Raw genomic sequence first — 21,626 nt, forward strand, 5'->3', positions numbered from 1 at the left:
AACCATGGCGATGGAATCAAGAAATACAGAAAAAGTTAAAAGTGTTTGTCATTTTTATAAATAGTTACGGTATACAATATACCATTATGGAGAGGATGTGTGAATGAGGATGACTAAGGCATTTCTGTTAACACAAATGACATGGCCAGAAGTGAAAGAAGCGCTGCGTACCGTGAAAATAGCGGTGATTCCTCTGGGCGCACATGAACAGCACGGGCCACATATGGCGGAAAGCTGCGATGCCGTTTTGGCTGAAGAGATGGGAAAACGACTGGTGGAGAAGCTGTATCCAGAAGCCCTCCTGACCCCTACGATCAACATGGGAGTGTCACCCCACCACCTTCATTTTCCCGGGACGATCTCTCTGGAGCCGACAACGGTGATTGCAATTTTGCGCGATATGATCAAATCGTTAAAACAGCATGGTATTGATCAGTTTCTGATCTTGAACGCCCATGGAGGAAACCAGGCGACACTCGGAGTGGCTACGGAGACGCTGACCCGGGAGCTAGATGTCCGCATCTACTATGCCAAGACGACGGCCTCTGCCAAGGATGTCATGGATCGGCGTCTGGAGTCCAAGCTGTATGGCCACAGCTGTGATCGCGAGGTATCCGAAGCCTTGTATCTGGCCCCGCATATCGTCCGGCAGGATCGGCTCGAGGCGGCAGACTATCAGGAAGGCAGATGGAAGAAACTGCGTCCGGGAAATCCACTGCAAGGCTTCTACTATTATGAAGAAATGACGCGCAACGGATGCATAGGGGACGCGACAAAGGCAAGCTATGAAATCGGGCAGGAAATCGTGGAGACCGCTCTGGAGAGACTGGCTCATGCTGTCAAAGAACTTATCTAAAGGAAGGCCGTACGTCTTTCTTTCTGCCATTGCTGCTTATTTGCTGTCCGCCTTCTATCCCTTACCATTCCTGCATGGGGTCATTTCCGTACTGAGCATTCTCATTATCTTGATGGTGTTTCCCTTTGTGCCGCGCTTTGTACAGGGGCTCAGTGCCTTGTTCCTGCTGATTGGAGGGAGCCTGCTGCTGGCAAGTGGTGCTGCGTGGACACAGTTCGTCACGGGCTTTGGCAACATGCTGAACATCTTGAGTCTCTTTGCCCTGATTCCCTTTATTGCGCTGCCGATTGAGCTCGGGAACTACGCCAGCAGGATTCAGCAGATGATCCAGCGGACGATCAAGCGGTCTGGCTTGCTGTATTCGATGACCGCCAGTCTCTCGTATATTTTGAGTTCCTTTATGAATATCGCGACCTTGCCCATGGTGTATCAAACCATACGGCCATCTCTGGAATTATTTCCAATTGAGCAAAAGGAACGCTTCATCAGCCGGGCGATCACCCATGGGTACAGCATGCCGATCGTTTGGACGCCGGTCGCTCCGATCGTAGGGATTATTGTGGAGATGACAGGGGTGCGCTGGAGTGCGATTTTACCCATCATGATTCCGTTCAGTCTATTCGGTCTGCTCTTGGATGGGCTCATGGGACAATGGATCGCCAAACGAAGAAGAAAGCAGCTGGATTCGGTAGTGATCCGTGAAATGGCGGCAACGCGACAAGTTGTGGAGGAGCAAAAGCAGCAAGTACGCAAGCCAAGCCATCCCGTTCATATTCTGCTGGCGATTCTCCTCTTTACGGGTCTGATCGCTTTGCTCGAAAGGTATACGTCCTACAGCTTTTTATTGCTGGTATCGGTAGCCGTCATTCCGTTCGCGCTCCTGTGGTCGGCCATGATCGGTACAGGCGGGTTGTTTTTGCAGAGAAGCAAGACGCTGCTCCCTGCACAGCTGATGAAAATGAAGGAGCAGTTCATTGTGTTCCTGAGCGCGGGCTTCATGATTTCCGCGATCCAGACCTCCGGGGCAGGGCATGTCCTCAATGGCTGGATCATGGCAGGAGAGAATCTGGTGGGAGCGGATCTGTTTCTGCTGCTGATTCCTCTGATTCCACTCGGGCTTGCCTTTGTCGGGCTGCATCCGGCTGTAGGCTTGGCGCTGACGGCGGAGTCGCTCAATCCTCACGCTTTGGGCATCTCCCCGGAGCTGACAGCGATTGCGATGCTGACAGGAGCCGCTACTGCCTTTCTGATGGGGCCGTACAATGCCACGGCTGGGATGATGGCCAATTTGACGAAGCAAAGCTCTATACGAATTTCCAACTGGAATGCGCCTTTTACTCTGGCTTACCTGGTCATGTCGATGTTCTTACTAATTATTCTGAAAAAAGTTTGTTGACAGACGAGCCCAGGTACGCAATAATTGGTTCATAAGAAGTTTGGTATACAATATACAAAATACAACTGAATCTGATCACCCTACTTTTTCCAAATTGAGAGGAGTGCTTTTAGATGGCAGAAACAATGACAAAACCAGCTTTGATGAACAAAGAAGAGTTCCGTTATGCACTGGAGCAAGCGATTGAAGGGAATGCGGTTGCGAAAGCACCTTTCACGACGATGTGGGCAAACGGAGAATTGAAAAAAGAACACTTTGCCGCTTGGGTGGAACAGCACTACGCTTACGTTGGCCCATTCGCTGAATACCTCGCTTACATCTACGCGAACTGCCCGCATGAGGACGCAAGAGACTTCCTGCTCCAAAACATGTGGGAGGAAGAGCTCGGGGGAGATCGCCACACCGACCTCTTGATCCGCTTTGGGGAAGCCTGCGGAACGACTCGTGAGCGTGTAGAATCGATGGATCATCTGCTTCCGGAAACGATTGGCCTGCAATCCTGGTGCTACCGCATGGCGTTCAAAGAAAACTTCCTGTTCGCGACAGCTGCTCTGGTCGTTGGTCTCGAATCTCAAGTACCTGCGATTTACCGCAGACAGACTCCGGTTCTCCGCGAGAAATACGGCTTTACGGACGAAGAAGTGGAATTCTTCGATCTGCACATCGTGTCCGATGAGATCCACGGCGAGCGCGGCTATCAAATCGTTCTGGAATATGCAAGAACGCCGGAAGATCAACAACGCTGCATCGAAATCGTGAAGGAAGCCACCAAAATGCGCAGAATGTACATCGCGGCTATCTCTCGTGAATTTTGTTTAGAATAGTCTGTCTTCCATAGCATCCAACATACCCGAGAACGACTATCTTCTCGGGTATCTCTTTAAATAAAACCCCAACGATAGGAATGAAAGGGGAACGACATGGCGATTGAAACCACCGTACAAACCTTTAAAAACCTGATCAACGGCGAATGGGTAGACTCGCTTAGCAACGCCACCTTTGAGAGCAAAAATCCGGCAAAGGAAAGCGACGTCGTCGGACGGTTCCAAGCTTCGGTCGAAGCAGATGTGAATCAGGCGATGGAAGCGGCCGAGCGGGCTTTTCAAACCTGGCGCAGCGTGTCCCCTACGAAACGTGCAGAGATCTTGTACAAGGCAGCAGATTTGCTGGAAGCCAAGCTGGATCAGTACGCGGAGGAGTTGACCAGGGAAGAGGGGAAGACACTCGCGAGCAGCAAGATGGAAGTGAAGCGATCCGCTCAAACCTTGCGCTATTACGCCTTCGAAGGAATGAATATTGCCGGGGAAACGCTCCCTTCCGAGGACCCGACGATCTCCATCTACACGAAAAAGGAGCCGCTTGGCGTCGTCACTGTCATCACTCCGTGGAACTTCCCGATCTCCATTCCGGTTCGGAAAATCGCCCCTGCGCTGGTGACTGGGAACACGGTAGTTTTCAAGCCGGCTTCGGATACGCCGCTCATTGCCCTGCGACTTGTCCAGGCGCTGCATGAAGCTGGACTTCCGGCAGGTGTGATCAATTTCATCACTGGCTCAGCCTCTCAAACAGGAAATGCACTCGTCACGCATCCAGCAGTCAAAGCGGTTACCTTTACGGGTTCAACCAGTGCAGGTGTGGCTATTCAACGCTCCGTACGTTTGTCCACGCGCGTACAGCTCGAGCTCGGAGGGAAAAATCCTCTGCTGGTCATGGAGGATGCGGATCCGGAGTATGCAGCTGAGCTTGCGATCAAAGGCGGCTTTGAGCTGACAGGCCAGGCTTGCACAGGCACCAGTCGTGTCATCGTGATGGAATCCGTGCATGACCGTTTCGTTCAGGCGCTGATCGAAAAAACGAAGAAGCTGAATATTGGAAATGGAAGCACGTCGGGCGTGGAGATTGGGCCGCTAGCCAATGCCAGTCAGCTGAAAAACGTGCTTGCCTATATCGAAATCGGCAAAGCAGAAGGAGCTTCTCTCGCCTACGGTGGAGAGCAGCTGACAGGCAGTGAATATGAGGAGGGCTATTTTGTCCGACCTGCCATTTTCACGAATGTGACTCCTTCCATGCGAATCGCGCAGGAAGAAATATTCGGACCTGTTATTTCCGTCATCCGTGTCGGTTCGTTTGAAGAGGCAATGAAGGTGGCAAGCGACGTCGAATACGGCTTGTCGGCGGCGATTTGCACGCAGGATTCAGCGAAGATTCAGCATTTTGTAAACAACATCCAGTCCGGTGTCGTCAAAGTCAATCGTCCGACAACCGGTAATGCACCGCATGTGCCTTTTGGCGGCGTCAAAATGTCCAGCACGGCAACCTACCGCGAATCGGGCAGGGGAGCGTTGGAATTCTACACGCAGATCAAGAGTGTCTATCACGGCATGTAAGAGATGAGAGAATAGGAGGCAATGCCAACGATGAAATCGGTTATGAAGCTGGAACTAGACGAAGCAAAAGTGATGATCGAAGCGGCAAAAAAGGCGGCAGAAGAGGTCAACGCTCTCGAGTCGATCTGCATCGTGGACGATGGCGGGTACGTGATCGCGCTGGAGCGTATGAACGGAGGACGCATCACAGGACCGGAAATTGCCATTGCCAAAGCATTTACCGCGAGCGGTCACAAACGCTCCACCCATCTGTTCAACCAACCGGGCGGACCCGCGACGACAACGGGAGAAGCATTCGGTATCCACGTGATGCTGCCAGGTAAGTTTGCCATTTTCGTAGGCGGCTTCCCGATCGTCGTGAACGGAGCCGTCATCGGTGGAGTCGGCGTCAGCGGAGGAAATGGGGAGCAAGATACGGCAGTAGGCACGGCAGCGCTGAAAGCTCTGCAGGAGTATTTGGGTGCTGAGTACGAAGTGATGACGCAAGCAGACATCAAGAAGTAGGATATAGGCAGCCCGATCATGCCATGTAAAAAGGGAGGTGAAGAGGGGCGATGGTGCTCTGGAATCTGTTCCTCGGATTTTTCCGAATCGGCATCCTGGGCTACGGTGGAGGTCCTACGATGATCCCCCTCGTTCACGCCGAGGCCGTCCAGAAATACGGCTGGATGACGGACGAAGAATTCACGGACGTGTTGGCGATGGGAAATGCTCTGCCGGGACCGATTGCGACGAAAATGGCAGGGTATATCGGCTATAAGGTAAAGGGTGCGGCAGGCGCAGCGGTAGCGATCGTGGCGATGGTAATACCGGTGCTCGTCGCGATGATACTGCTGCTGGGACTCATTTACAAGCTGAAGGACTCAGGCATCGTTGGAGGCATGACGCATGGTGTGCAGCCTGTGATCGGAGTCATGATGGCAGTCATGGCGTACGAGTTTTTTCTGAAGTCGTGGAAGAGCTGGGTGAAGAGCAAGACGATAGCCTGGACGATCGTGTCTCTGGTAGCGCTGGCGCTGTTGAATGTAAATCCTGGCCTGCTCATCGGGATCGCACTTGCATACGCCTTTACCGAATCGACCTATCTGGTCAGAAAACAGAAGAAAAAACAGGCTGATTCGCCAGACAGGGGTATATCAGCATGATCCTGCTACACGTATTTTGGGCCTTTTTCATCCCGAACATCTTGGGCTATGGCGGTGGGCCGCCGATTATTCCGCTGCTGCAGGCAGAAGTCGTCGATCACTACGGCTGGATGACATTGGAACAATTCGGGGATGTGCTTGCTTTAGGCAATGCCCTTCCAAGTCCGATTGCTACCAAGCTGGCTGGCTATATCGGCTATCAGGTGGCGGGAATTCCCGGAGCGATTGTCGCGCTGATCGCAACGATTGCCCCGACTGCGATCGCGATGGTCATCCTGTATAAATTTCTGCATCTTTTCAAGAACTCGCCTCAGGTATCGGCGATGACGCAAATCGTGCGACCGATTGTAGCCGTTTTGCTAGGAATCCTGGCCTTTCAGTTCTTCGCGAGCGCTTATGAGGCCACTGGAATCTGGCAGACCGCAGCCCTGACTGCAATCAGCCTCCTCACACTGGAAAAGCTGAAAGTCCATCCAGGGATCGTAGTAGCGGGCGCGCTAGTTTACGGAGGCGTATTTTTGCAATAGGGCAATGGGTGTGTCTTTGAAAGGGTTGTTGTATATCGATAATCATATCGATTAAACTAAGGAAAACAACTCTCGGAGGTATACCAGATGCCAGACACGCCAGTAATTTGGAAAGATGAGGATTTAAGCCCGATTCGGGACAAAGTATACGATTATATCAAGCAGGCTATCGTTCAAGGCGTCTATAAATCAGGGGAACGAATTATTGAAAGAGAGCTGGCGGATCAGCTAAATGTCAGCCGCACCCCGATTCGTGAAGCACTGTTCCGTCTGGAATCCCAAGGCTTCGTAAAAACATTGCCGCGCAAAGGAGTCGTCGTCTCCCAGCTATCTCCGGAGGAAGTCGTGGAAATTTTCACAATTCTCGGCTCCCTGGAAAGCTTGGCGATGAAAATGGCAGCCCAAAAGGCAACGCCAGAGGCTCGTGAGGAGCTCAAGCGCATTATCGATGAGATCGACGCTGAGTTTTCCAAGCCGGAAGTGAACCAGGAATATAAAAATTTCCACTTCGATATCAACGACGTCATTTTCCGGGCGGCTCAAAGCCCAAGACTGACGCAAATGCTGGATGGTCTGTCCGATTATATCCGAGCGTTTGTGCATGTGGGCTATGAGCTTCCGGGCAGGCAGCGCAAAGCCATGGAGGAGCATCGGGAGATTGCCATGGCGGTATACAACGGTCAAGCAGAGCTGGTTGAGAGCTTAACCAAAATTCATTTGGAGAACTCCAAAAGAGCATATTTGGAAGCGCTCGACAAGCAATAGCAGCAGGCCGTCCCACATTCTTACTGCAGATGGAGGTGTTTCAATGCCAAACGTAAAATTACATCAAAACGGTCAAGTATATGAACAAGAAATCGGTGCGAACAGCAACTTGGTCGTTTTGGCAGGAATTAAAAAATTCCCTCATCTGAAGTATGGATGTGGTATGGGCAAATGTACGAAATGCACGGTCAAGGTATTGGCAGGCGGGGAGAGTCTTCCTGAGCCAAACTGGAAGGAAAACAAGATGCTCGGGGAAAAAATCACCCAGGGTTATCGATTGGCGTGCCAGCTCTACATTCACGAAGACATCGAGATCTGTCAGGAAACGTAGGAGCTCTAGAAATTTCTATTATCACATTCTTACAAATGGAGGGTTTGAAGATGAGCGAATATATTATGGTATCTACAACCGAACGGTACAAGACAGTTACCGAAAATCCGGATCTGGAAGTAGTCTCTGCATACGAATACTATTTCTTCGGCAAGAAAAAGACGACATTCTCCATCTGCAAAATTAAAAACCCAATTACAAGAATTGTGATTCAAGGTGTTTCGGAAGTGTTCCCGGACAACAGCATTCCGATCAAGGTGTTCCCGAAGTTTGAGACAACGACAGAAATCGAAAAAGAGATTTACGAGCTGGATTTGGACGACGACAGCAAGATTGTGAAGGTCCATTAATCGGGCGGGGAAAAGCGAGGAGCGGGCGAAGGAGCCGGTTCCTTTTTTCTTTGTACGAAGGGTGGGGGAGCGGGTAGGAAACGAAAAAATGCATCCCGGAAACGTTTCTCACGCTCCCTGCGAATGCATGTCTTTTCGTAAATTTTGCTATTGAGCGGCGTTGATGCGCCTTTGGGCGATTTTGTTGAGACGCTCTACATCTTCTTCTCCCCAGGAAACGGTCACATCTCCCGTTACGAAGGTTTGGCACGCCAGCCGGAAGCCTTGCCCGATCTTGTCATTGCCGAGGCGGTCTATTTCTTTTTTCATGACCTTGCTGAGGTTTTCCTGTCCATCCACGATCTGTACGCGACAGGTTCCGCATAGTCCGCCACCGCATTTGAATGGAACGGCCCCTTCGTACCGAATGGAAGTCCTGAGAAGATTTGCGTCTTTCTCCACTTCGATGGTCTTTCCTGACGTATGAAAAGTAATAGATGGCACAAGATTCCCTCCCTCGTCGTTATAAAACAAGTATATCACAGAGATTTGGTTTATGGTATACCAAATGCAATATTTTTGCTATGATAGAGGGAAATCACATGTTTACAGGAGGACTTATGATTCAGATTGGAGTTATTGGCTACGGAACCATCGGGGAAGATGTCGTACAAGCAATCAGGCAGGGCAAAGAGGGAAAGATACAGGTCACGTCCATTCTGGTCCGCGATCGATCCAAGTATCAGGTGCCAGAGGACATTGCGGCGTTGATGACGGAGAATGAGTCGGACTTTTTTGAAAATGATTTTGCTATTGTCGTGGAGAGCGCCGGGCATCAAGCGGTAAGGCTGTATGGGGAAAAGGTTCTGGAGCATGGAGCCGATCTGATTATTGTCAGCGTAGGTGCCTTTGCGGACGAAGAGCTGCATACACGTCTCATGCAAAAAGCGGCGGAGTGCGGACGCAAGATCATCATTCCGTCTGCAGCCATCGGAGGTTTGGACCGGATTGCTGCAGGAAGTCTGGGGCCGATGGAGGAAGTCACCCTCGTTACACGCAAGCCTCCGAAAGCATGGTATGGCACGATGATTGAGCAGCAGGTTTCCTTGGCTGACTTGACAGAGCCGTACTGCGCTTTTGAAGGAGTGGCGAGAGATTCGGCAAGGCTGTTTCCCGAGAGTGTAAACGTGTCCGCTGCTCTGAGTCTGGCTGGAGTCGGATTTGACCAAACGAAAGTAAAGGTGTTCGTCGACCCGCATATCACACACAACACGCATGAGATTGAAGCCAGAGGAAAGTTTGGGCAAATCAAGCTGCAAATTCAAAATACACCGTCCGCGCGCAATCCGAAAACCGGGTATATTGTCGCCATGAGCGTCTTGAAAACGCTGCGTGATCGGGCGTCTCACTTCGTCATTGGCGTGTAAAGGCGACGAATTCGCACACGCAGCCATTGGAAATGTTTGTCCTTCTCCCGGCATATGGTAGTGGGGAGGAGGGGGACAAAGATGGCGGAAGAAAAGGCGTTTGTAGCGCTGCGAATCGTGACAGGCATCATTTTTCTCGTGCACGGAGTCTCCAAGCTGCAGAAAGGAATGGCGGTGGTCATGTCTTCGTTCGGCGACCTCGGATTGCCGACTTGGCTGGCATATCCGGTGATGGCTATCGAGGTCATCGGAGGTCTGGCGCTAATCCTGGGAGTAGGAGTACGAGTCGCGGCCTGGGGGCTGGCAGTCATAATGGCGGGTGCGATCGCGACAGTGAAGTGGAAGCATGGTTTTCTGGGTAGCGGCGGGCAGAACGGCTACGAATTCAATCTCATCCTGCTCGCGGTCACCGTATGCGTAGGGGTGAAAAAACAGAAAAGAGACCGGGTTGAACGCATGTGAGATGCGTTTTGCCTGGTCTCTTTTTCCATGGATCATGAGGAGAGAAAGTCGTAGCTATCGGCAGAGACAGAATCGAGAAAAGGACTCACATTGCCGATGCTGTACAGATGCAGCTCATGCATAGCACGTGTGCAGGCTGTATAAAACAGCTTTCGTTCACTCTCGCGGCTGTAACGCTCTGCTGAAGCATCGTAGAGGAGAACCGCGTCAAACTCCACCCCTTTTGCCAAGTACGACGGGATGATCAAGACCTCGGTCTCATAGGAAATCGCGCGTGTACCGATCATGCGGATATCCAGCTTGTCGCGCAGATTTTCATAAGCCTCCTGAGCCTCTTGCGCTGTCTTGGTGATGACCGCAATGGCTTGATGGCCTTCTGCTTTTAGCTCTGCAATTCGCCCGGCGATTTGTTCTGCGAGTGCTTCACGATCCTGTACGGCGGTCACGCTTGGCTTTCGCCCGATGCGACGGAAGGGCTCGATCCGGTCCCCGTCCTTCACTAGCTGGCGGGTAAAGGTGACAATCGGCTCTGTGGAACGGTAGCTTTTGGTCAGGACAAACGTTTCCGTCTGCTCCGGCTCATACAGCGAGGCGACTGCCTCAAAGCTTGAGCTCTCGTAGGCATGGGCGTAGATCGCCTGATTCCAGTCTCCCAGAACTGTCATTTTGGCGCGAGGGAACAGTCGTTGCAGCAGAGCAAATTGGAATGGCGAGTAATCCTGGGCTTCGTCGATGAATACATGGCGGACGATGTTGTTGGTTTGAAAGCCCTCCAGCTTTTCCTGCAAATACAAAAACGGCGGCGTATCCTCATAGGTCAGCTCGTTTTGATCCAGTCGCGCTAAGGTTTGGGCACAGATTTCGGACCATTGGGAGGGCCGCTCGTCTGCCCCAAAAATGGACATGGTCAGGGGAGAATCCGTGAAGAGCTGACGATACGTTGCTGTCGAATCAATGAATTGCAGCTCACGCACCCACGTGCGCAGCGGCTGAAACTGTTTTTTTACGATTTTCGCCGCTAAGAGCTCCTGCTCGCGATCGAAGTCGTTGAACGTATCTTCCCGGAACTGGTTTTTCCGGCGCAGCTCCTGATAGACAGCGGCAAAAGCGTCTTTGTCCAAGAGCTCCAGCTCATCTTCCACCCACGGCTTGCTGCGTTCTACGCGCTCGTGCTTCTTCAGTTCGCCGAGCAGCCATCTGCCTACCAGTGTCATCCGATTGGGAATCGAGATCGAGGGATCCAGGGAATAAAAGTGATCGCTGATACGATTGGCGCTGATGAGGGTGCGGTCGCGAAATTTTAGCGGGCGGAACAAAATTCCGCTTTCTTTGAGAGCGGTCGCGTAGTCATCGATCACCTGCATGAATCGCGGAGATGTTTTCATCCGGATGCCAGCGATCCTTTCGGGGTAGCCGGGCTCTTCCATGGCCGTCAACACGTATTCCATCTGGGTGAGTGGGTGCTCCAGCTGAAAGATCGCGCCGAGACGATGCTCTGCGTATTCTTGAAAGGTCGTCTGCTGCATGTTTTCTTCTCCCAGCTCAGGCAGCACGGTGGAGACGTAGCTGTTGAACAACGAATTGGGGGAGAACAATACGATTTGCTCGGCACGCAGCGTTTTCCGGTAACGGTACAGCAAGTAGGCGATCCGCTGAAGGGCGGCCGACGTTTTGCCGCTGCCAGCTGCTCCGGAAACGATGACGAGACGGCTCTTGTCGTTGCGAATGATGCGGTTTTGATCGCGCTGGATCGTCGCCACGATACTCTTCATTTGCGAGTCAGCCTGCTTGCCCAGCACTTCCTGCAGCAGCTCATCCCCGATGGTCACACCCGTATCAAACAGATGGAGCAGCTGTCCGTCGCGGATGACGTACTGGCGCTTGCAAGTAATTTCACCCGTGACCGTGCCGCTCGGGGTCTCGTATGTGGCAGGTCCTGGAGCGTAGTCGTAGTAGAGACTTGAGATCGGGGCGCGCCAGTCATAGACCAGAAACTGCTCCTCGTTCTTATCGAGTAAGGAGGCAATTCCCAAATAAACGGGTTCTGCCACAGACTCGGTTTCCTCCCGAAAGTCAATTCGGCCGAAATACGGAGATTGAACCAGCCTCCGAAGAGTACGCAGTTGATGTATCGCGTGGCGATGGACACGTTCTCTCTCGGAAAGCACCTCTGCTTGCTGCTTGATGCTGGCATAGGTTTCGGCTGCTTCACTGGCATCCTCGAAGTTGACAGTGACATCGTCCCAAAAATGCTTGCGGATTCCAACGATGTCAGCACTGACTTCGGTGACATGCTCCTGCAGGCTGTCGATCTGTCGATTGATCTCGGAGATGACCTGCACGACCCGCTGTTCTTCCTTTTGTCTGTCTTGGTCAGCTTCGTTCATGATACCGCTCCTTTTCTTGCCCATTTTTGGTCTGAGGGGTTTGACAACTACCCCGGTGATGTGATAAGATAATATTGGGTAAAAATAATCAATATATTAAATCTGCATCAAAAGACCAATTCCCATTGTAGCATAGGGGACTTGGTGTTTCAACATGTATATCACTTTTACGACAACGGTAGCGGGGTGCGCAGGCACTCCGCTTTTTTTACGTATAGGAATTGATGAGCGTTTACGTTTATCAATTCCGGAGCGCATGACGAAGTGCCTCAGCGTCCGCTTCTGGCATTCCTTCGGTAAATCTTTCCGCTAAAACGCGGTCGCTCCTCCTTCAATAAACAGACTGCTCCCACCAGCTCGTGGAAAAGAGAATGGTGGCGCTGTTCCCTTCTGCAGGAATTGCGGCCATCATTGTCATCCCGGGGCCAAGCATCCACTGTCCGTTTAGCTTGGCTTCGATGGTGCTCGTGGGTGGAACCATCCGGGTCGTGACTGCTGCTCCCCCGCGTGGCAGAACGCTGTCTCCTGTAGCGAACCGTATTTTTCCTTGAGGGGGTGGACAGGCGCTGAGTTGGGCATAGCTCGCACTAACGGCCGTGGAGGTTTTGGCCCCCGTGATGGACTCGGTTTTCCCGAACCAGATTTGGACTTCGGCGGGGTGCTCGGAGTAATTGGTCAGCTGCCAGCTATGAACAAAGAGAATCACGCCAGAACGGAAGGGATTGGACAGGGCCCCAAATCCTTGAATTTCTCCACCAGCGGTTATTTTTTCCGTTTGGCCAAGAAAATATTTACAGTGAGCGGCCATCGACATGGGGTAGGGAACATGAAGTTGCTTGGGGGTCTGATCTGAAATGGGTGGGGTAGGAAAGGGATAGTAGCCCATTTGCATGTAGACATCTGGCACGCCGTAGTAATAGGGGGATTGGTTGAACGAGGACTTTGCCATCGGTTCCTCTCCTTTGGGTGTAGTAACCCTACAGCATATGGCGCTCGCCCAAACGAGGTGCGGAAAGCAAAAAACGCCCGAACGGCTGCGAGACGCAGCCGTTGGACGCTTTTGCAAAGAAGTCGCTTCGCTTAGGATACGACCTTCCAGGCGTGGATGGCGAGCAATGCCCAGCCGATGAGAAACAGAACACCGCCAATCGGGGTGATCGCTCCCAGGACTTTGACACCCGACAGCGCCAAGGCGTAAAGACTGCCGGAAAAGACGATCGTTCCTACGAAGAAGCACCAGCCTGCCCAAGAAAGTCCTGCGGCACCCGGATACCATTTGAGCAATAAGGCGACCAGCACCAGTGCCAGAGCGTGTGTCGTTTGGTAGGTGACCCCGGTATGGAAAATGCCGAGGGAGTACTCGTCCAGTTTTTCTTTTAGGGCATGGGCTCCAAAGGCACCAAAGGCAACAGACAAAAATCCGCTGATACTGCCTAGCAACAGAAACAGTTTCATGCGTGTTTCACTCCTCACGTCCTATCATCGTCATCGTGACTATTTTACAGTATAGGGACGCACATTGCCCAATTGCAATTTGATGAACAGTGTTTTGGACTACCGTACAGACCGCTTGTCAACTCCCGACATAAAGTGTAATACGCAGTGGCAACGTAAACCGCCGCTGTTTCGGGAGGTGAATAGATAAGATGAACAAATGGCTCTCTCTTGCTGGCGGTCTGGTTGGTGGCTACGCTTTGTTGAAAACCCCACTCGATGGTACCTTCCTGAACGGACTGAATCCGTTGGTTGATGGGATTGGCCTGATCGCAATGCTGGTCTTTTCGGGTGCTCTTATTTATGCAGGTGTACGCGATTGGTTCCAGAAGTAATGCGCGGCGTCCCAGCGTAATGCAAATCAAGAGGCGTCTCCTTTTTGCGGGAGATGCCTTTTTCTTAGCCAGTATAAGTGCAACTAAGGCTCCGCTACAAAGCTTGGCGGAGTCAAGTTTTCTAATAAAAATGTGTAAGTCAGCCTCTCTTTTCTCCGAATGCTGGCTTCTTTTGTCATCTTTCTCCATATATATAAAATAGGCTTTGGCAAATGGGAGGGGAAAGACTGTGACCAACGAAGAACGCAAAGAGCTAGAGCGGTCGATTGATGAAATTACCGAAATTGCCAAGGGGTTTGGTCTCGATTTTTATCCGATGCGCTACGAAATCTGCCCGGCGGATATTATTTATACGTTTGGAGCCTACGGAATGCCGACGCGGTTCTCGCACTGGAGCTTCGGAAAATCCTTTTATCGCATGAAGCTGTCGTACGATCTCAATTTGAGCAAAATCTATGAACTGGTGATCAACTCCAATCCGTGCTACGCCTTCTTGCTGGATGGCAACTCGCTGATCCAGAACAAGCTGATCGTAGCGCACGTCTTGGCACACTGCGATTTTTTCAAGAACAACATGCGCTTCTCCAACACGAACCGAGACATGGTGGAGAGCATGGCTGCCAGCTCGGAGCGCATCCGTCAGTACGAAATCGAATACGGCAAGGAAGCCGTGGAGGATCTGCTCGATGCGAGCCTGGCGATTCAGGAGCATATCGACCCGAGCCTGATGCGACCCAAGCTGCGCTGGAAACGCGAGCCGGAGGAGGCTGCAAAGTCTGCAAAGAAAGGAAAGGCAGACCGCCATTCTTCATACGATGACCTATGGGGTCTGGACCGGCAAGAGAAGACGGAGACCGAACCGGTAAAGCCTGTCCGCAAATTCCCACCGTCTCCGGAAAAGGATTTGCTGCTGTTCATCATGGAGTACAGCAGTGTCCTGGAGGATTGGCAGCGTGATGTCTTGACCATTGTCCGCGATGAAATGCTGTACTTCTGGCCGCAGATGGAGACGAAGATCATGAACGAAGGCTGGGCTACCTTCTGGCACATGCGCATTTTGCGGGAGATGGAGCTGACGGAGGCAGAGACGATCGATTTTGCGAAGCTGCACTCTTCGGTTATTCAGCCTTCGACAACGAGCATTAATCCGTACCATCTCGGGCTCAAAATTTTCGAGGATATCGAAAGACGCTGGGATAAGCCGACGAAGGAAGAGCAGGAGCGGTTTGGCCGCAAGCCAGGTGAAGGACGCTCCAAGATTTTTGAAGTGCGCGAGCTGGAGTCGGATATCAGCTTCATCAGCAACTTCATGACCAAGGATTTGGTGAGCGATCTGGATTTGTACATGTTCGGCAAGCAGGGGAATGACTGGATCGTAACGGATAAACAATGGGAGCAGGTGCGAGACGGTCTGGCAGGCACCCGGGTCAACGGAGGGTTCCCTTACGTGATGGTGCACGATGGCGACTATTTGCGCGCAGGCGAGTTGTTATTGAAGCATCACTTTGAGGGTCTGGAGCTGGATGTGAAGTACGTCGAGAAAACATTGCCGCACGTCTATACCCTCTGGGGGAAAAACGTGCATTTGGAAACGGTCATCGAGGATCGGCAGGTCTTGTTTACGTACGATGGCAAAAAGGTGCATCGCCGGTTTTTGTAAAGATCAGTGAGTCGAGAAGGAACAGCAAAAAGACTTCCTCCCCCAGCCTTGCATCGGGGGAAGAAGTCTTTTTTAACGCATAGGAATGGATAAGTGTTTACGATTGCGAAATCCGGAGAACATGACAACGCGGTCGCTCCCCCTTGAACAGGCTTTTCTTATCCAGGCAGCCACACGAATTGCCAATCGGCATTCGTGAATGTGCAGGGGACAACCTCTACGGCATATTTTGCTCGGGTCAAGCGTGGAGCTGCCCGGATTGACTGACATTCCAGCAGCCTGATTTGCTGCTCAACGCAAGGGCATACCAGTCATGTACGTTTGTCACATCGATCTGGACCACGATTGAGCGAGAGTGCGGATTTTTCTAGCAAAAACAGGTGGAAGAACAAGCGGTTCGAAGTCAAAAAACAAGTTGTGGTATATTCGTGTATAAGCGATGCTGTGGGCATTTCAGGAAAAAGTCTTGCTCTGTGTAAAGGCGGATGCCCAACAGGGAGAGCGGGAGGAGCTGCCAGCCCCCTCTCAAAAGCAGAAATTTACTAGCAAGTCCATATAAGCGCCGTGAACGCAGATTTCAGTAGGAAGAGAAGAGCTTTTGTAACGCTTTTGTATCTATAAAGGGGTAGTGTGAAAAGGACAGTGTCTAAAGCATAAGGGAACGGGACAGTTCTTTTGTATGCGTCGAAAAGAAAGCGTTTACTATTTGCATCTTGGGAGGAATTTCACATGGCAAAGCAGGTAGCAGTCATCGGATCGGGTGTAATGGGACATGGTATCGCACAGGAATATGCGCTGGCTGGTTACACCGTCTTCCTATACGACTTACAGGAATCATTTTTGATCAAAGCCAAGCGGAGTGTGGAAAACAGCCTGAGCTTGCTGGTTAAAGAGCAGGTCATTGCAGAGCAAGCCAAGAAGGACGCACTGGAGCGGATCGTACTGACCACGGATTTGCAGACGGCTGTAGCGAAAGCTGACGTCATCACGGAAGCGATCCCGGAAGTCATTGAAATGAAGTGGGATTTGTTCGAGAAATTGGAGCAATTTGCAAAAGAAGATGCTATCATTGCATCCAACACCTCCACTTTCTCGATTGCGCGACTGATCGAAAAAGCGAAAACACCGCAGCGGATCATCATCACGCATTTTTTCAACCCGGCACAGCTCGTTCCCCTCGTGGAAATCGTCCGGCATGAAAGTACGTCGGATGCGGTTGTAGCACGGATCATGGAGCTCATGGCGGAAATCGGGAAGTCTCCGGTGTTGCTGAAAAAGGATGTTCCCGGCTTTATCGCCAACCGCCTGCAGGCAGCTCTGATGCGCGAAGCCTTTTCTCTATTGAAAGAAGGAGTCGCGGACGCGCGCGAGATCGATACGGTGATGAAGGACGGAATCGGATTCCGCTGGGCGTTTGTCGGTCCGATCGAGACGGCTGATTTCGGTGGACTCGATACATGGAAGCGCGTGATTGACAATTTGGCTCCTGAGCTGAATGCATCCCAGAAGGCTCCTGAGCTCATCGATGAGCTGGTGGAAAAAGGGGAGCTGGGGACGAAAACAGGCTCTGGCATTTACTCGTATGCGGATACGTCCGTCGAGGAAAAATGGAAGCAAAGAGACGAGCAATTTATTCGACTGGCAAAAATGAAGCGCGGATAAAGGGAAGATAGTGAGGCAGGGGATCGCATGGATGAAAAGGATTGGCTCTTGCTGCAAGCCTTGAGCAGAGAGAAAAGCTTGACCAGAGCAGCGGAGCGCATGTACATGACGCAGCCTGCCCTGACCTATCGACTGCAGCAGCTGGAAAAACGGTTCGGTGTCTCGCTGATAGTGAAGCACGGCAAAGGGATTCGGTTCACACCAGAAGGCGAATACTTGGCGACGTATGCAGCGAAAATGCTGGCTGAGCTGCGGGATACGCGAGATCATATCGTGAATATGCAGCAGGAGGTACAGGGAACGCTGCGGATCGGGGCGTCCATCTACTTTGGACAGTACGAGCTTCCTTTGATTATCAAAAAGTTTCTGGAGCTGTATCCCAAGGTCCAAATTCATGTCGACACGGGCTTCAGCTCTGAAATCTATGACATGCTGCTCCAAGAGGAGATTCAGGTAGGCATCATCCGCGGGGATTTTCAATGGCTGGATCAGAAGCATTTGATTCAGGAAGAGAATATTTGCCTCGTATCAACGGAAGAGCTGAATCTGGACGAGCTGCCTTCCTTGCCTCGGATTAACTATCGGGCACCCAAGCTGGCAGTGAAGCTGGGGGACCAAATGTCCTTTTCGCTTAAGCACGCGATCGATCAATGGTGGCATGAGCGTTATACAGAGCCTCCGACCATTACCATGCAGGTGGATAGCTATGAGACCTGCAAGGAAATGGCGAAATTCGGATTGGGCTATACGATTATCCCGCGTGTTTTTATACGGCCGAATGAAGAGCTTTACACCGTAGATTTGACCATGCTGGACGGACAGCCGATCACACGGCGTACGTGGATGCTGTATCGCGAGGCAACCATGCAGTTCACTGTCGTCCATCGATTTGTGGCATTTCTAAAGCAGTATGAACTGCGGTGAGTATACGACAAGGCCCGGTTTCATCCGGGCTTTTCCTTTTCATAAAAAATCCCCCTGGAGAGCTCCAGAGGGAGGGGAAAACAAAAGCAAGTTTACCATGAATCAACTACAGATCTGTTGCGACATGTGGTTTACTATAGTGGCTCGTACCCCCGCCGCCGACCAACACTCTCCCGCCTTTGGGAAAGGTCAAAAGCTTGCTGGACCCGTTGGCAAGCAAGACGACAACCTTGGCGCGATTCGCCGTCGCGATGTACATCACGTAGCCGCTGCCAGTGATGAAGACGCGCCACTTGCTATCAAATTCCGAGCGAAGGACACGAGTGGAATAGACTTGATTTTCGGTCCTGGTTACCGTTATTTTTTTCATCCTTAATCACCTGCCGTTTCTCTACAGCTTATTCGCATGCGGAAAAAAGGAATGGACAAGTGATACTGGCAAATCCCCCAAATTCGTTGCATCCTGTCTGGAACAGGATTATCATAGTCATACAAAGGAGTGATTGATATGGCAAAAAGCAGTGCCAAAAAAGCGAGGGAAAAGCTGGCGCGCGAAGGCAAACGCAACCCGGAGCTGAACCGGAGCATTTTCGCCTTGGCGGATATGAGACAGCGCAAGACCAAAACGAAAGCAGAAAAATGGAACCAGCAAAAGCACAAGAGGTCGTTATCCTTTCAAAGTGATGATGGTCTCTTTTTTTTGTCTTTTTTTCGAGATGTTATAAAGAAAATTATAGTTAGGGGTAAAGTTTTTTAGATTTTACTTATAGAAAGCTGGGTCGTACAATGAGGGCGTACGGAAGGTGATTAAATTTTTTGAAATGTCTATGAGAGAGATTGGAGGGCAAGATCAGGATATGGGACAGATTTTGGAGAACAAGCAACGGATTGTACAAGCCGTCGATGAGCTGGATTCCCAGCTGCGCGAGATCGCCTTGACGATTCACGCAAACCCTGAGCTCAGTTTTTTTGAGCATAAAGCATCTCAGTGGCTGACAGAGCCGTTGGTTGCAGCAGGTTTTGAAGTAGAAAGAGGCGTAGCCGGACTTGAAACCGCTTTCCGCGCAACATGGGAAGGAAAGCCAGGAGGACCGACGATTGCGCTGCTGGCAGAGTATGATGCGCTTCCAGAAATCGGGCATGCCTGCGGCCACAATCTGATCGGGACGTCGGCGGTCGGAGCGGCATTGGCATTGAAGCAGGCTTTTCCCGAGCTGCCGGGCCGCATTATCGTGATGGGGACACCTGCCGAGGAAGACGGCGGAGGCAAAATCATCATGTGTGAGCAGGGACTATTTGATGAAGTTGATGCGGCCATGATGTGTCACCCGCATAAAAAGACGATGGTCCTGCGCGGAGCCTTGGCCTGTGTAGATGCGACCTTCAGCTTTTACGGCAAACAGGCGCATGCCTCTTCCGCCCCGGAAAAAGGCATCAGTGCATTGGACGCGCTGATTCATACCTTCGTTGCCATTAATTCCCTACGTCAATTTTGCAAGGATGATGTGCGAATTCATGGCATTATTACAAAAGGCGGAGATGCTCCAAATGTAGTGCCGGAGTACTGCGAAGCCAAATTCATCCTTCGGGCGGCCAATGTGCGGGAGCTGCGCGAGCTGACCGAAAAGGTGTACAAGACGGTTCATCACTCAGCGGAAGCGGTAGGGGCGAGAGCTGAAATCAAGGAAGGTCTGGTCTACGCCGAACGCAACAACAATCATGCGCTCGCGGGTTTATTCGCGGAAAACTTGGAGGCAATGGGCATCGAAGTGAGTGATCCTCCGAAAAAAGGCGGGATCGGCTCGTCGGATATCGGAAATGTCGGCCAAGTGACGGCAACCATCCATCCTTACATCAAAATTACGGAGGCGGGTACGCACACACCGGCGTTTACCGTAGCGACTGCATCGGAGGCAGGTTTGGTTGGAATGAACCAAGCGGCCAAAGCCTTAGCTATGACCACGTATGATCTTTGCACGGACCCAGCTCTTTTGCGAAGCGTTCGTGAAGAGTTCGAGAATTGGAAAAAGAATAAACAAGCAGAGGAGGCATAAGGATGAGCGCACATTCGCCACAGCCAGCCATGCCCAATTCCAGCCAGCCAACGTCATCCTGGCGAAAATATATCAAAATGCCCCATACTTTCGTTCTTCTGGTCATCCTCACTCTGCTCGCGGCGGCACTCACGTACATGGTGCCGTCCGGGGAGTTCGAGCGTGCCAAGGATCCGACCTCGGGAAAAACGCTGGTTGTGCCCAACTCCTATCATGCAGTGGAGGGGGACCCAGTCAGTCTGCTCGAGGTACCCAAAGCGATTGTAAAAGGACTCATTGATTCCAGTGATATTGTTTTCTTTATCTTCATTATTGGTGGAGCTTTTCAGGTCATCACGGCAACGGGCACCATCGAAGCGGTGACCAGCCGGGTCGCCAAGACGTTTTCCAAGCGTGGAATCTTGATCATTCCGGTATTTTTGGGGCTGTTCTCCGTCGGCGGCTTTACGATGGGCATGTCCTCCGAGGTCATGGTGTTCGTTCCACTGGGAATCGCGATTGCCCGTTCCCTCGGTTATGACGCCTTGACGGGAACGGCGATGGTTTCACTAGGCGCATCCGTTGGCTTTACGGCGGGACTGCTGAATCCGTTTAACGTAGGATTGGCACAGGTGATTGCAGAAGTTCCGATGTTTTCAGGGATGTGGCTGCGGGCGATTTTGCTGCTCACGCTTTTGGCCATCACGAGCTGGTACATCATTCGCTACGCACGCAAAGTGAAAAAGACACCGCAGGCCAGCATCGTTCGCAATCTCGAGGAATCGACGACAGAGAAAAAGCTCGATCTGCATTCCCTTCCAGCGCTGGAGGCGAAGCACATCTTAACCGTGATCACGATCGTCGCCAGCTTTGCGCTGTTGATTTGGGGCGTATCGAAAAAGGATTGGTGGATGGAGGAGCTTTCGGCTCTGTTCCTCACGATGGGGATTGTTTCAGGCTTTTGCGCGAAGTTTGGTCCGAGCCGCATCGCCAGCGAGTTCGTAAAAGGGGCAAGCGCGATTACGTACGGGGCATTCATCATCGGGATTGCGCGTTCGATCCTGATCGTGCTGGAGCAGGGGAATGTCATCGATACGATTGTGTTTGGCTTGTCTGATGCCGTTGGTCATTTGCATGGCTCGATCCAGGTACTGGGGATGTATTTCTTCCAGACCGTGATGAACGTGTTTATTACATCGGGTACGGGACTAGCTGCAACGACGATGCCGATCATGGTGCCGCTCGCGGACCTGCTCGGTGTGACGCGTCAAACCTCCGTGCTCGCCTTCCAGATGGGAGATGGCTTTACCAACATGATTTTGCCGACATCCTCAGCCTTGATGGGAAGCTTGGCAGTGTCTGGCATCACCTATCAGCAATGGTTCCGATTCATGTGGCCGCTGATGCTGATGTGGGTCATCACGGGTGCGGTGTTTGTTCTGATCGGTCACGCAATCGCCTATTAAGTTCAGTGTGCCCGCAACGTCTATATAGGGAAGAAAGAAA

Annotated in this window: 24 protein-coding genes; 19 read left to right on the forward strand and 5 right to left on the reverse strand. The window is 51.6% G+C overall.

The annotated features are described in order from the left end of the window. Positions 1 to 109: 109 nt before the first annotated feature. The 10 genes from EDM59_RS13830 to EDM59_RS13875 all read left to right on the forward strand — a co-directional run bounded on the left by EDM59_RS13830 (position 110) and on the right by EDM59_RS13875 (position 7,757). The gene (locus EDM59_RS13830; RefSeq protein WP_122924837.1) at positions 110 to 856 is read left to right on the forward strand and encodes a creatininase family protein; all 747 of its coding nucleotides are present in this window, start codon (positions 110 to 112) and stop codon (positions 854 to 856) included. Further along, positions 834 to 2,252: a hypothetical protein gene (locus tag EDM59_RS13835; protein ID WP_122924145.1), complete on the forward strand. Its 1,419-nt coding sequence runs from the start codon at positions 834 to 836 to the stop codon at positions 2,250 to 2,252. The genes EDM59_RS13830 and EDM59_RS13835 overlap by 23 nt, the downstream gene beginning before the upstream one ends. A 113-nt stretch (positions 2,253 to 2,365) precedes the next feature. Beyond that, positions 2,366 to 3,076 (forward strand): iron-containing redox enzyme family protein, encoded by a 711-nt coding sequence (locus tag EDM59_RS13840; RefSeq protein ID WP_122924146.1) that lies wholly within the window; start codon positions 2,366 to 2,368, stop codon positions 3,074 to 3,076. A 96-nt stretch (positions 3,077 to 3,172) separates the two neighbouring features. Further along, entirely contained in the window at positions 3,173 to 4,639 is a 1,467-nt protein-coding gene (locus EDM59_RS13845; RefSeq protein ID WP_122924147.1) for an aldehyde dehydrogenase family protein, read from the forward strand. Between the two features lie 30 nt (positions 4,640 to 4,669). Beyond that, positions 4,670 to 5,143 (forward strand): GlcG/HbpS family heme-binding protein, encoded by a 474-nt coding sequence (locus EDM59_RS13850; RefSeq protein WP_092266382.1) that lies wholly within the window; start codon positions 4,670 to 4,672, stop codon positions 5,141 to 5,143. A gap of 50 nt (positions 5,144 to 5,193) precedes the next feature. Further along, positions 5,194 to 5,784, forward strand: coding sequence for a chromate transporter (locus EDM59_RS13855; RefSeq protein WP_092266381.1), 591 nt, complete (start codon positions 5,194 to 5,196; stop codon positions 5,782 to 5,784). Next, complete coding sequence (locus EDM59_RS13860; protein WP_122924148.1) at positions 5,781 to 6,311, forward strand: chromate transporter; 531 nt, start codon at positions 5,781 to 5,783, stop codon at positions 6,309 to 6,311. The genes EDM59_RS13855 and EDM59_RS13860 overlap by 4 nt, the downstream gene beginning before the upstream one ends. An 87-nt stretch (positions 6,312 to 6,398) precedes the next feature. Continuing rightward, positions 6,399 to 7,076 (forward strand): GntR family transcriptional regulator, encoded by a 678-nt coding sequence (locus EDM59_RS13865; protein WP_122924149.1) that lies wholly within the window; start codon positions 6,399 to 6,401, stop codon positions 7,074 to 7,076. A 43-nt stretch (positions 7,077 to 7,119) separates the two neighbouring features. Next, complete coding sequence (locus EDM59_RS13870; protein WP_122924150.1) at positions 7,120 to 7,407, forward strand: 2Fe-2S iron-sulfur cluster-binding protein; 288 nt, start codon at positions 7,120 to 7,122, stop codon at positions 7,405 to 7,407. 50 nt (positions 7,408 to 7,457) lie between these two features. Beyond that, positions 7,458 to 7,757, forward strand: a complete 300-nt coding sequence (locus EDM59_RS13875) for a hypothetical protein (RefSeq protein ID WP_092266377.1) — start codon at positions 7,458 to 7,460, stop codon at positions 7,755 to 7,757. A gap of 147 nt (positions 7,758 to 7,904) precedes the next feature. Here the strand turns inward: EDM59_RS13875 and EDM59_RS13880 are convergent, their stop codons facing one another. Beyond that, positions 7,905 to 8,240 carry a 2Fe-2S iron-sulfur cluster-binding protein gene (locus EDM59_RS13880; RefSeq protein WP_122924151.1) on the reverse strand — a complete coding sequence of 112 codons (336 nt, stop codon included), beginning with the start codon at positions 8,238 to 8,240 and terminating at the stop codon, positions 7,905 to 7,907. A gap of 116 nt (positions 8,241 to 8,356) precedes the next feature. Between EDM59_RS13880 and nadX the strand changes: the two genes are divergently transcribed. Both nadX and EDM59_RS13890 read left to right on the forward strand, forming a co-directional pair. Then, entirely contained in the window at positions 8,357 to 9,163 is an 807-nt protein-coding gene (gene nadX / locus EDM59_RS13885) for an aspartate dehydrogenase (protein ID WP_122924152.1), read from the forward strand. An 81-nt stretch (positions 9,164 to 9,244) separates the two neighbouring features. Continuing rightward, a complete protein-coding gene (locus EDM59_RS13890; protein WP_122924153.1) occupies positions 9,245 to 9,625 on the forward strand; it encodes a DoxX family protein in 381 nt (126 codons plus the stop codon). Positions 9,626 to 9,657: 32 nt separating this feature from the next. Here the strand turns inward: EDM59_RS13890 and helD are convergent, their stop codons facing one another. The 3 genes from helD to EDM59_RS13905 all read right to left on the reverse strand — a co-directional run bounded on the left by helD (position 9,658) and on the right by EDM59_RS13905 (position 13,467). Beyond that, entirely contained in the window at positions 9,658 to 12,012 is a 2,355-nt protein-coding gene (helD, locus tag EDM59_RS13895) for an RNA polymerase recycling motor HelD (protein WP_122924154.1), read from the reverse strand. Between the two features lie 331 nt (positions 12,013 to 12,343). Then, positions 12,344 to 12,961, reverse strand: coding sequence for a DUF6143 family protein (locus tag EDM59_RS13900; protein ID WP_122924155.1), 618 nt, complete (start codon positions 12,959 to 12,961; stop codon positions 12,344 to 12,346). 131 nt (positions 12,962 to 13,092) lie between these two features. Then, on the reverse strand, positions 13,093 to 13,467 hold the full coding sequence (locus tag EDM59_RS13905; protein ID WP_092266371.1) for a DUF423 domain-containing protein: 375 nt from the start codon (positions 13,465 to 13,467) through the stop codon (positions 13,093 to 13,095). A gap of 191 nt (positions 13,468 to 13,658) precedes the next feature. Here EDM59_RS13905 and EDM59_RS13910 point away from each other — a divergent pair, with 191 nt between their 5' ends. From EDM59_RS13910 to EDM59_RS13925, 4 genes are all read left to right on the forward strand, one after another. Next, positions 13,659 to 13,841, forward strand: a complete 183-nt coding sequence (locus EDM59_RS13910; RefSeq protein ID WP_122924156.1) for a hypothetical protein — start codon at positions 13,659 to 13,661, stop codon at positions 13,839 to 13,841. Between the two features lie 229 nt (positions 13,842 to 14,070). Further along, entirely contained in the window at positions 14,071 to 15,501 is a 1,431-nt protein-coding gene (locus EDM59_RS13915; protein ID WP_122924157.1) for a SpoVR family protein, read from the forward strand. Between the two features lie 729 nt (positions 15,502 to 16,230). Beyond that, positions 16,231 to 17,163, forward strand: coding sequence for a 3-hydroxyacyl-CoA dehydrogenase family protein (locus EDM59_RS13920; protein ID WP_122924158.1), 933 nt, complete (start codon positions 16,231 to 16,233; stop codon positions 17,161 to 17,163). Positions 17,164 to 17,190: 27 nt separating this feature from the next. Next, positions 17,191 to 18,087, forward strand: a complete 897-nt coding sequence (locus EDM59_RS13925; RefSeq protein WP_122924159.1) for a LysR family transcriptional regulator — start codon at positions 17,191 to 17,193, stop codon at positions 18,085 to 18,087. A 106-nt stretch (positions 18,088 to 18,193) separates the two neighbouring features. Here EDM59_RS13925 and EDM59_RS13930 read toward each other — a convergent pair whose 3' ends face one another. Then, positions 18,194 to 18,457 carry a hypothetical protein gene (locus EDM59_RS13930; protein WP_122924160.1) on the reverse strand — a complete coding sequence of 88 codons (264 nt, stop codon included), beginning with the start codon at positions 18,455 to 18,457 and terminating at the stop codon, positions 18,194 to 18,196. A gap of 138 nt (positions 18,458 to 18,595) precedes the next feature. On the opposite strand from EDM59_RS13930, the gene EDM59_RS31410 reads away from it, so the two are divergent. From EDM59_RS31410 to EDM59_RS13945, 3 genes are read left to right on the forward strand one after another with little or no spacing between them, the layout of a single operon-like run. Then, on the forward strand, positions 18,596 to 18,844 hold the full coding sequence (locus tag EDM59_RS31410; protein ID WP_122924161.1) for a hypothetical protein: 249 nt from the start codon (positions 18,596 to 18,598) through the stop codon (positions 18,842 to 18,844). A gap of 46 nt (positions 18,845 to 18,890) precedes the next feature. Then, the gene (locus EDM59_RS13940) at positions 18,891 to 20,141 is read left to right on the forward strand and encodes a M20 family metallopeptidase (protein WP_246011044.1); all 1,251 of its coding nucleotides are present in this window, start codon (positions 18,891 to 18,893) and stop codon (positions 20,139 to 20,141) included. Between the two features lie 2 nt (positions 20,142 to 20,143). Further along, a complete protein-coding gene (locus tag EDM59_RS13945) occupies positions 20,144 to 21,586 on the forward strand; it encodes a YfcC family protein (protein WP_246011046.1) in 1,443 nt (480 codons plus the stop codon). The last annotated feature ends 40 nt before the right edge of the window (positions 21,587 to 21,626 follow it).

This window comes from Brevibacillus nitrificans, assembly GCF_003710965.1.
Classification (GTDB): Bacteria; Bacillota; Bacilli; order Brevibacillales; family Brevibacillaceae; genus Brevibacillus; species Brevibacillus centrosporus.

What these genes read in the sequence shown, in the direction of transcription:
- EDM59_RS13945 (WP_246011046.1), top strand. Translation starts at nt 20,144, where the DNA reads ATGAGCGCACATTCGCCACAGCCAGCCATGCCCAATTCCAGCCAGCCA.
- EDM59_RS13910 (WP_122924156.1), top strand. Translation starts at nt 13,659, where the DNA reads ATGAACAAATGGCTCTCTCTTGCTGGCGGTCTGGTTGGTGGCTACGCT.
- EDM59_RS13865 (WP_122924149.1), top strand. Translation starts at nt 6,399, where the DNA reads ATGCCAGACACGCCAGTAATTTGGAAAGATGAGGATTTAAGCCCGATT.
- nadX (WP_122924152.1), top strand. Translation starts at nt 8,357, where the DNA reads ATGATTCAGATTGGAGTTATTGGCTACGGAACCATCGGGGAAGATGTC.
- EDM59_RS13860 (WP_122924148.1), top strand. Translation starts at nt 5,781, where the DNA reads ATGATCCTGCTACACGTATTTTGGGCCTTTTTCATCCCGAACATCTTG.
- EDM59_RS13835 (WP_122924145.1), top strand. Translation starts at nt 834, where the DNA reads ATGCTGTCAAAGAACTTATCTAAAGGAAGGCCGTACGTCTTTCTTTCT.
- EDM59_RS13840 (WP_122924146.1), top strand. Translation starts at nt 2,366, where the DNA reads ATGGCAGAAACAATGACAAAACCAGCTTTGATGAACAAAGAAGAGTTC.
- EDM59_RS13845 (WP_122924147.1), top strand. Translation starts at nt 3,173, where the DNA reads ATGGCGATTGAAACCACCGTACAAACCTTTAAAAACCTGATCAACGGC.
- EDM59_RS13905 (WP_092266371.1), bottom strand. Translation starts at nt 13,467, where the DNA reads ATGAAACTGTTTCTGTTGCTAGGCAGTATCAGCGGATTTTTGTCTGTT.
- helD (WP_122924154.1), bottom strand. Translation starts at nt 12,012, where the DNA reads ATGAACGAAGCTGACCAAGACAGACAAAAGGAAGAACAGCGGGTCGTG.
- EDM59_RS13850 (WP_092266382.1), top strand. Translation starts at nt 4,670, where the DNA reads ATGAAATCGGTTATGAAGCTGGAACTAGACGAAGCAAAAGTGATGATC.
- EDM59_RS13920 (WP_122924158.1), top strand. Translation starts at nt 16,231, where the DNA reads ATGGCAAAGCAGGTAGCAGTCATCGGATCGGGTGTAATGGGACATGGT.
- EDM59_RS13900 (WP_122924155.1), bottom strand. Translation starts at nt 12,961, where the DNA reads ATGGCAAAGTCCTCGTTCAACCAATCCCCCTATTACTACGGCGTGCCA.
- EDM59_RS13875 (WP_092266377.1), top strand. Translation starts at nt 7,458, where the DNA reads ATGAGCGAATATATTATGGTATCTACAACCGAACGGTACAAGACAGTT.
- EDM59_RS13930 (WP_122924160.1), bottom strand. Translation starts at nt 18,457, where the DNA reads ATGAAAAAAATAACGGTAACCAGGACCGAAAATCAAGTCTATTCCACT.
- EDM59_RS13855 (WP_092266381.1), top strand. Translation starts at nt 5,194, where the DNA reads ATGGTGCTCTGGAATCTGTTCCTCGGATTTTTCCGAATCGGCATCCTG.
- EDM59_RS31410 (WP_122924161.1), top strand. Translation starts at nt 18,596, where the DNA reads ATGGCAAAAAGCAGTGCCAAAAAAGCGAGGGAAAAGCTGGCGCGCGAA.
- EDM59_RS13925 (WP_122924159.1), top strand. Translation starts at nt 17,191, where the DNA reads ATGGATGAAAAGGATTGGCTCTTGCTGCAAGCCTTGAGCAGAGAGAAA.
- EDM59_RS13870 (WP_122924150.1), top strand. Translation starts at nt 7,120, where the DNA reads ATGCCAAACGTAAAATTACATCAAAACGGTCAAGTATATGAACAAGAA.
- EDM59_RS13890 (WP_122924153.1), top strand. Translation starts at nt 9,245, where the DNA reads ATGGCGGAAGAAAAGGCGTTTGTAGCGCTGCGAATCGTGACAGGCATC.
- EDM59_RS13830 (WP_122924837.1), top strand. Translation starts at nt 110, where the DNA reads ATGACTAAGGCATTTCTGTTAACACAAATGACATGGCCAGAAGTGAAA.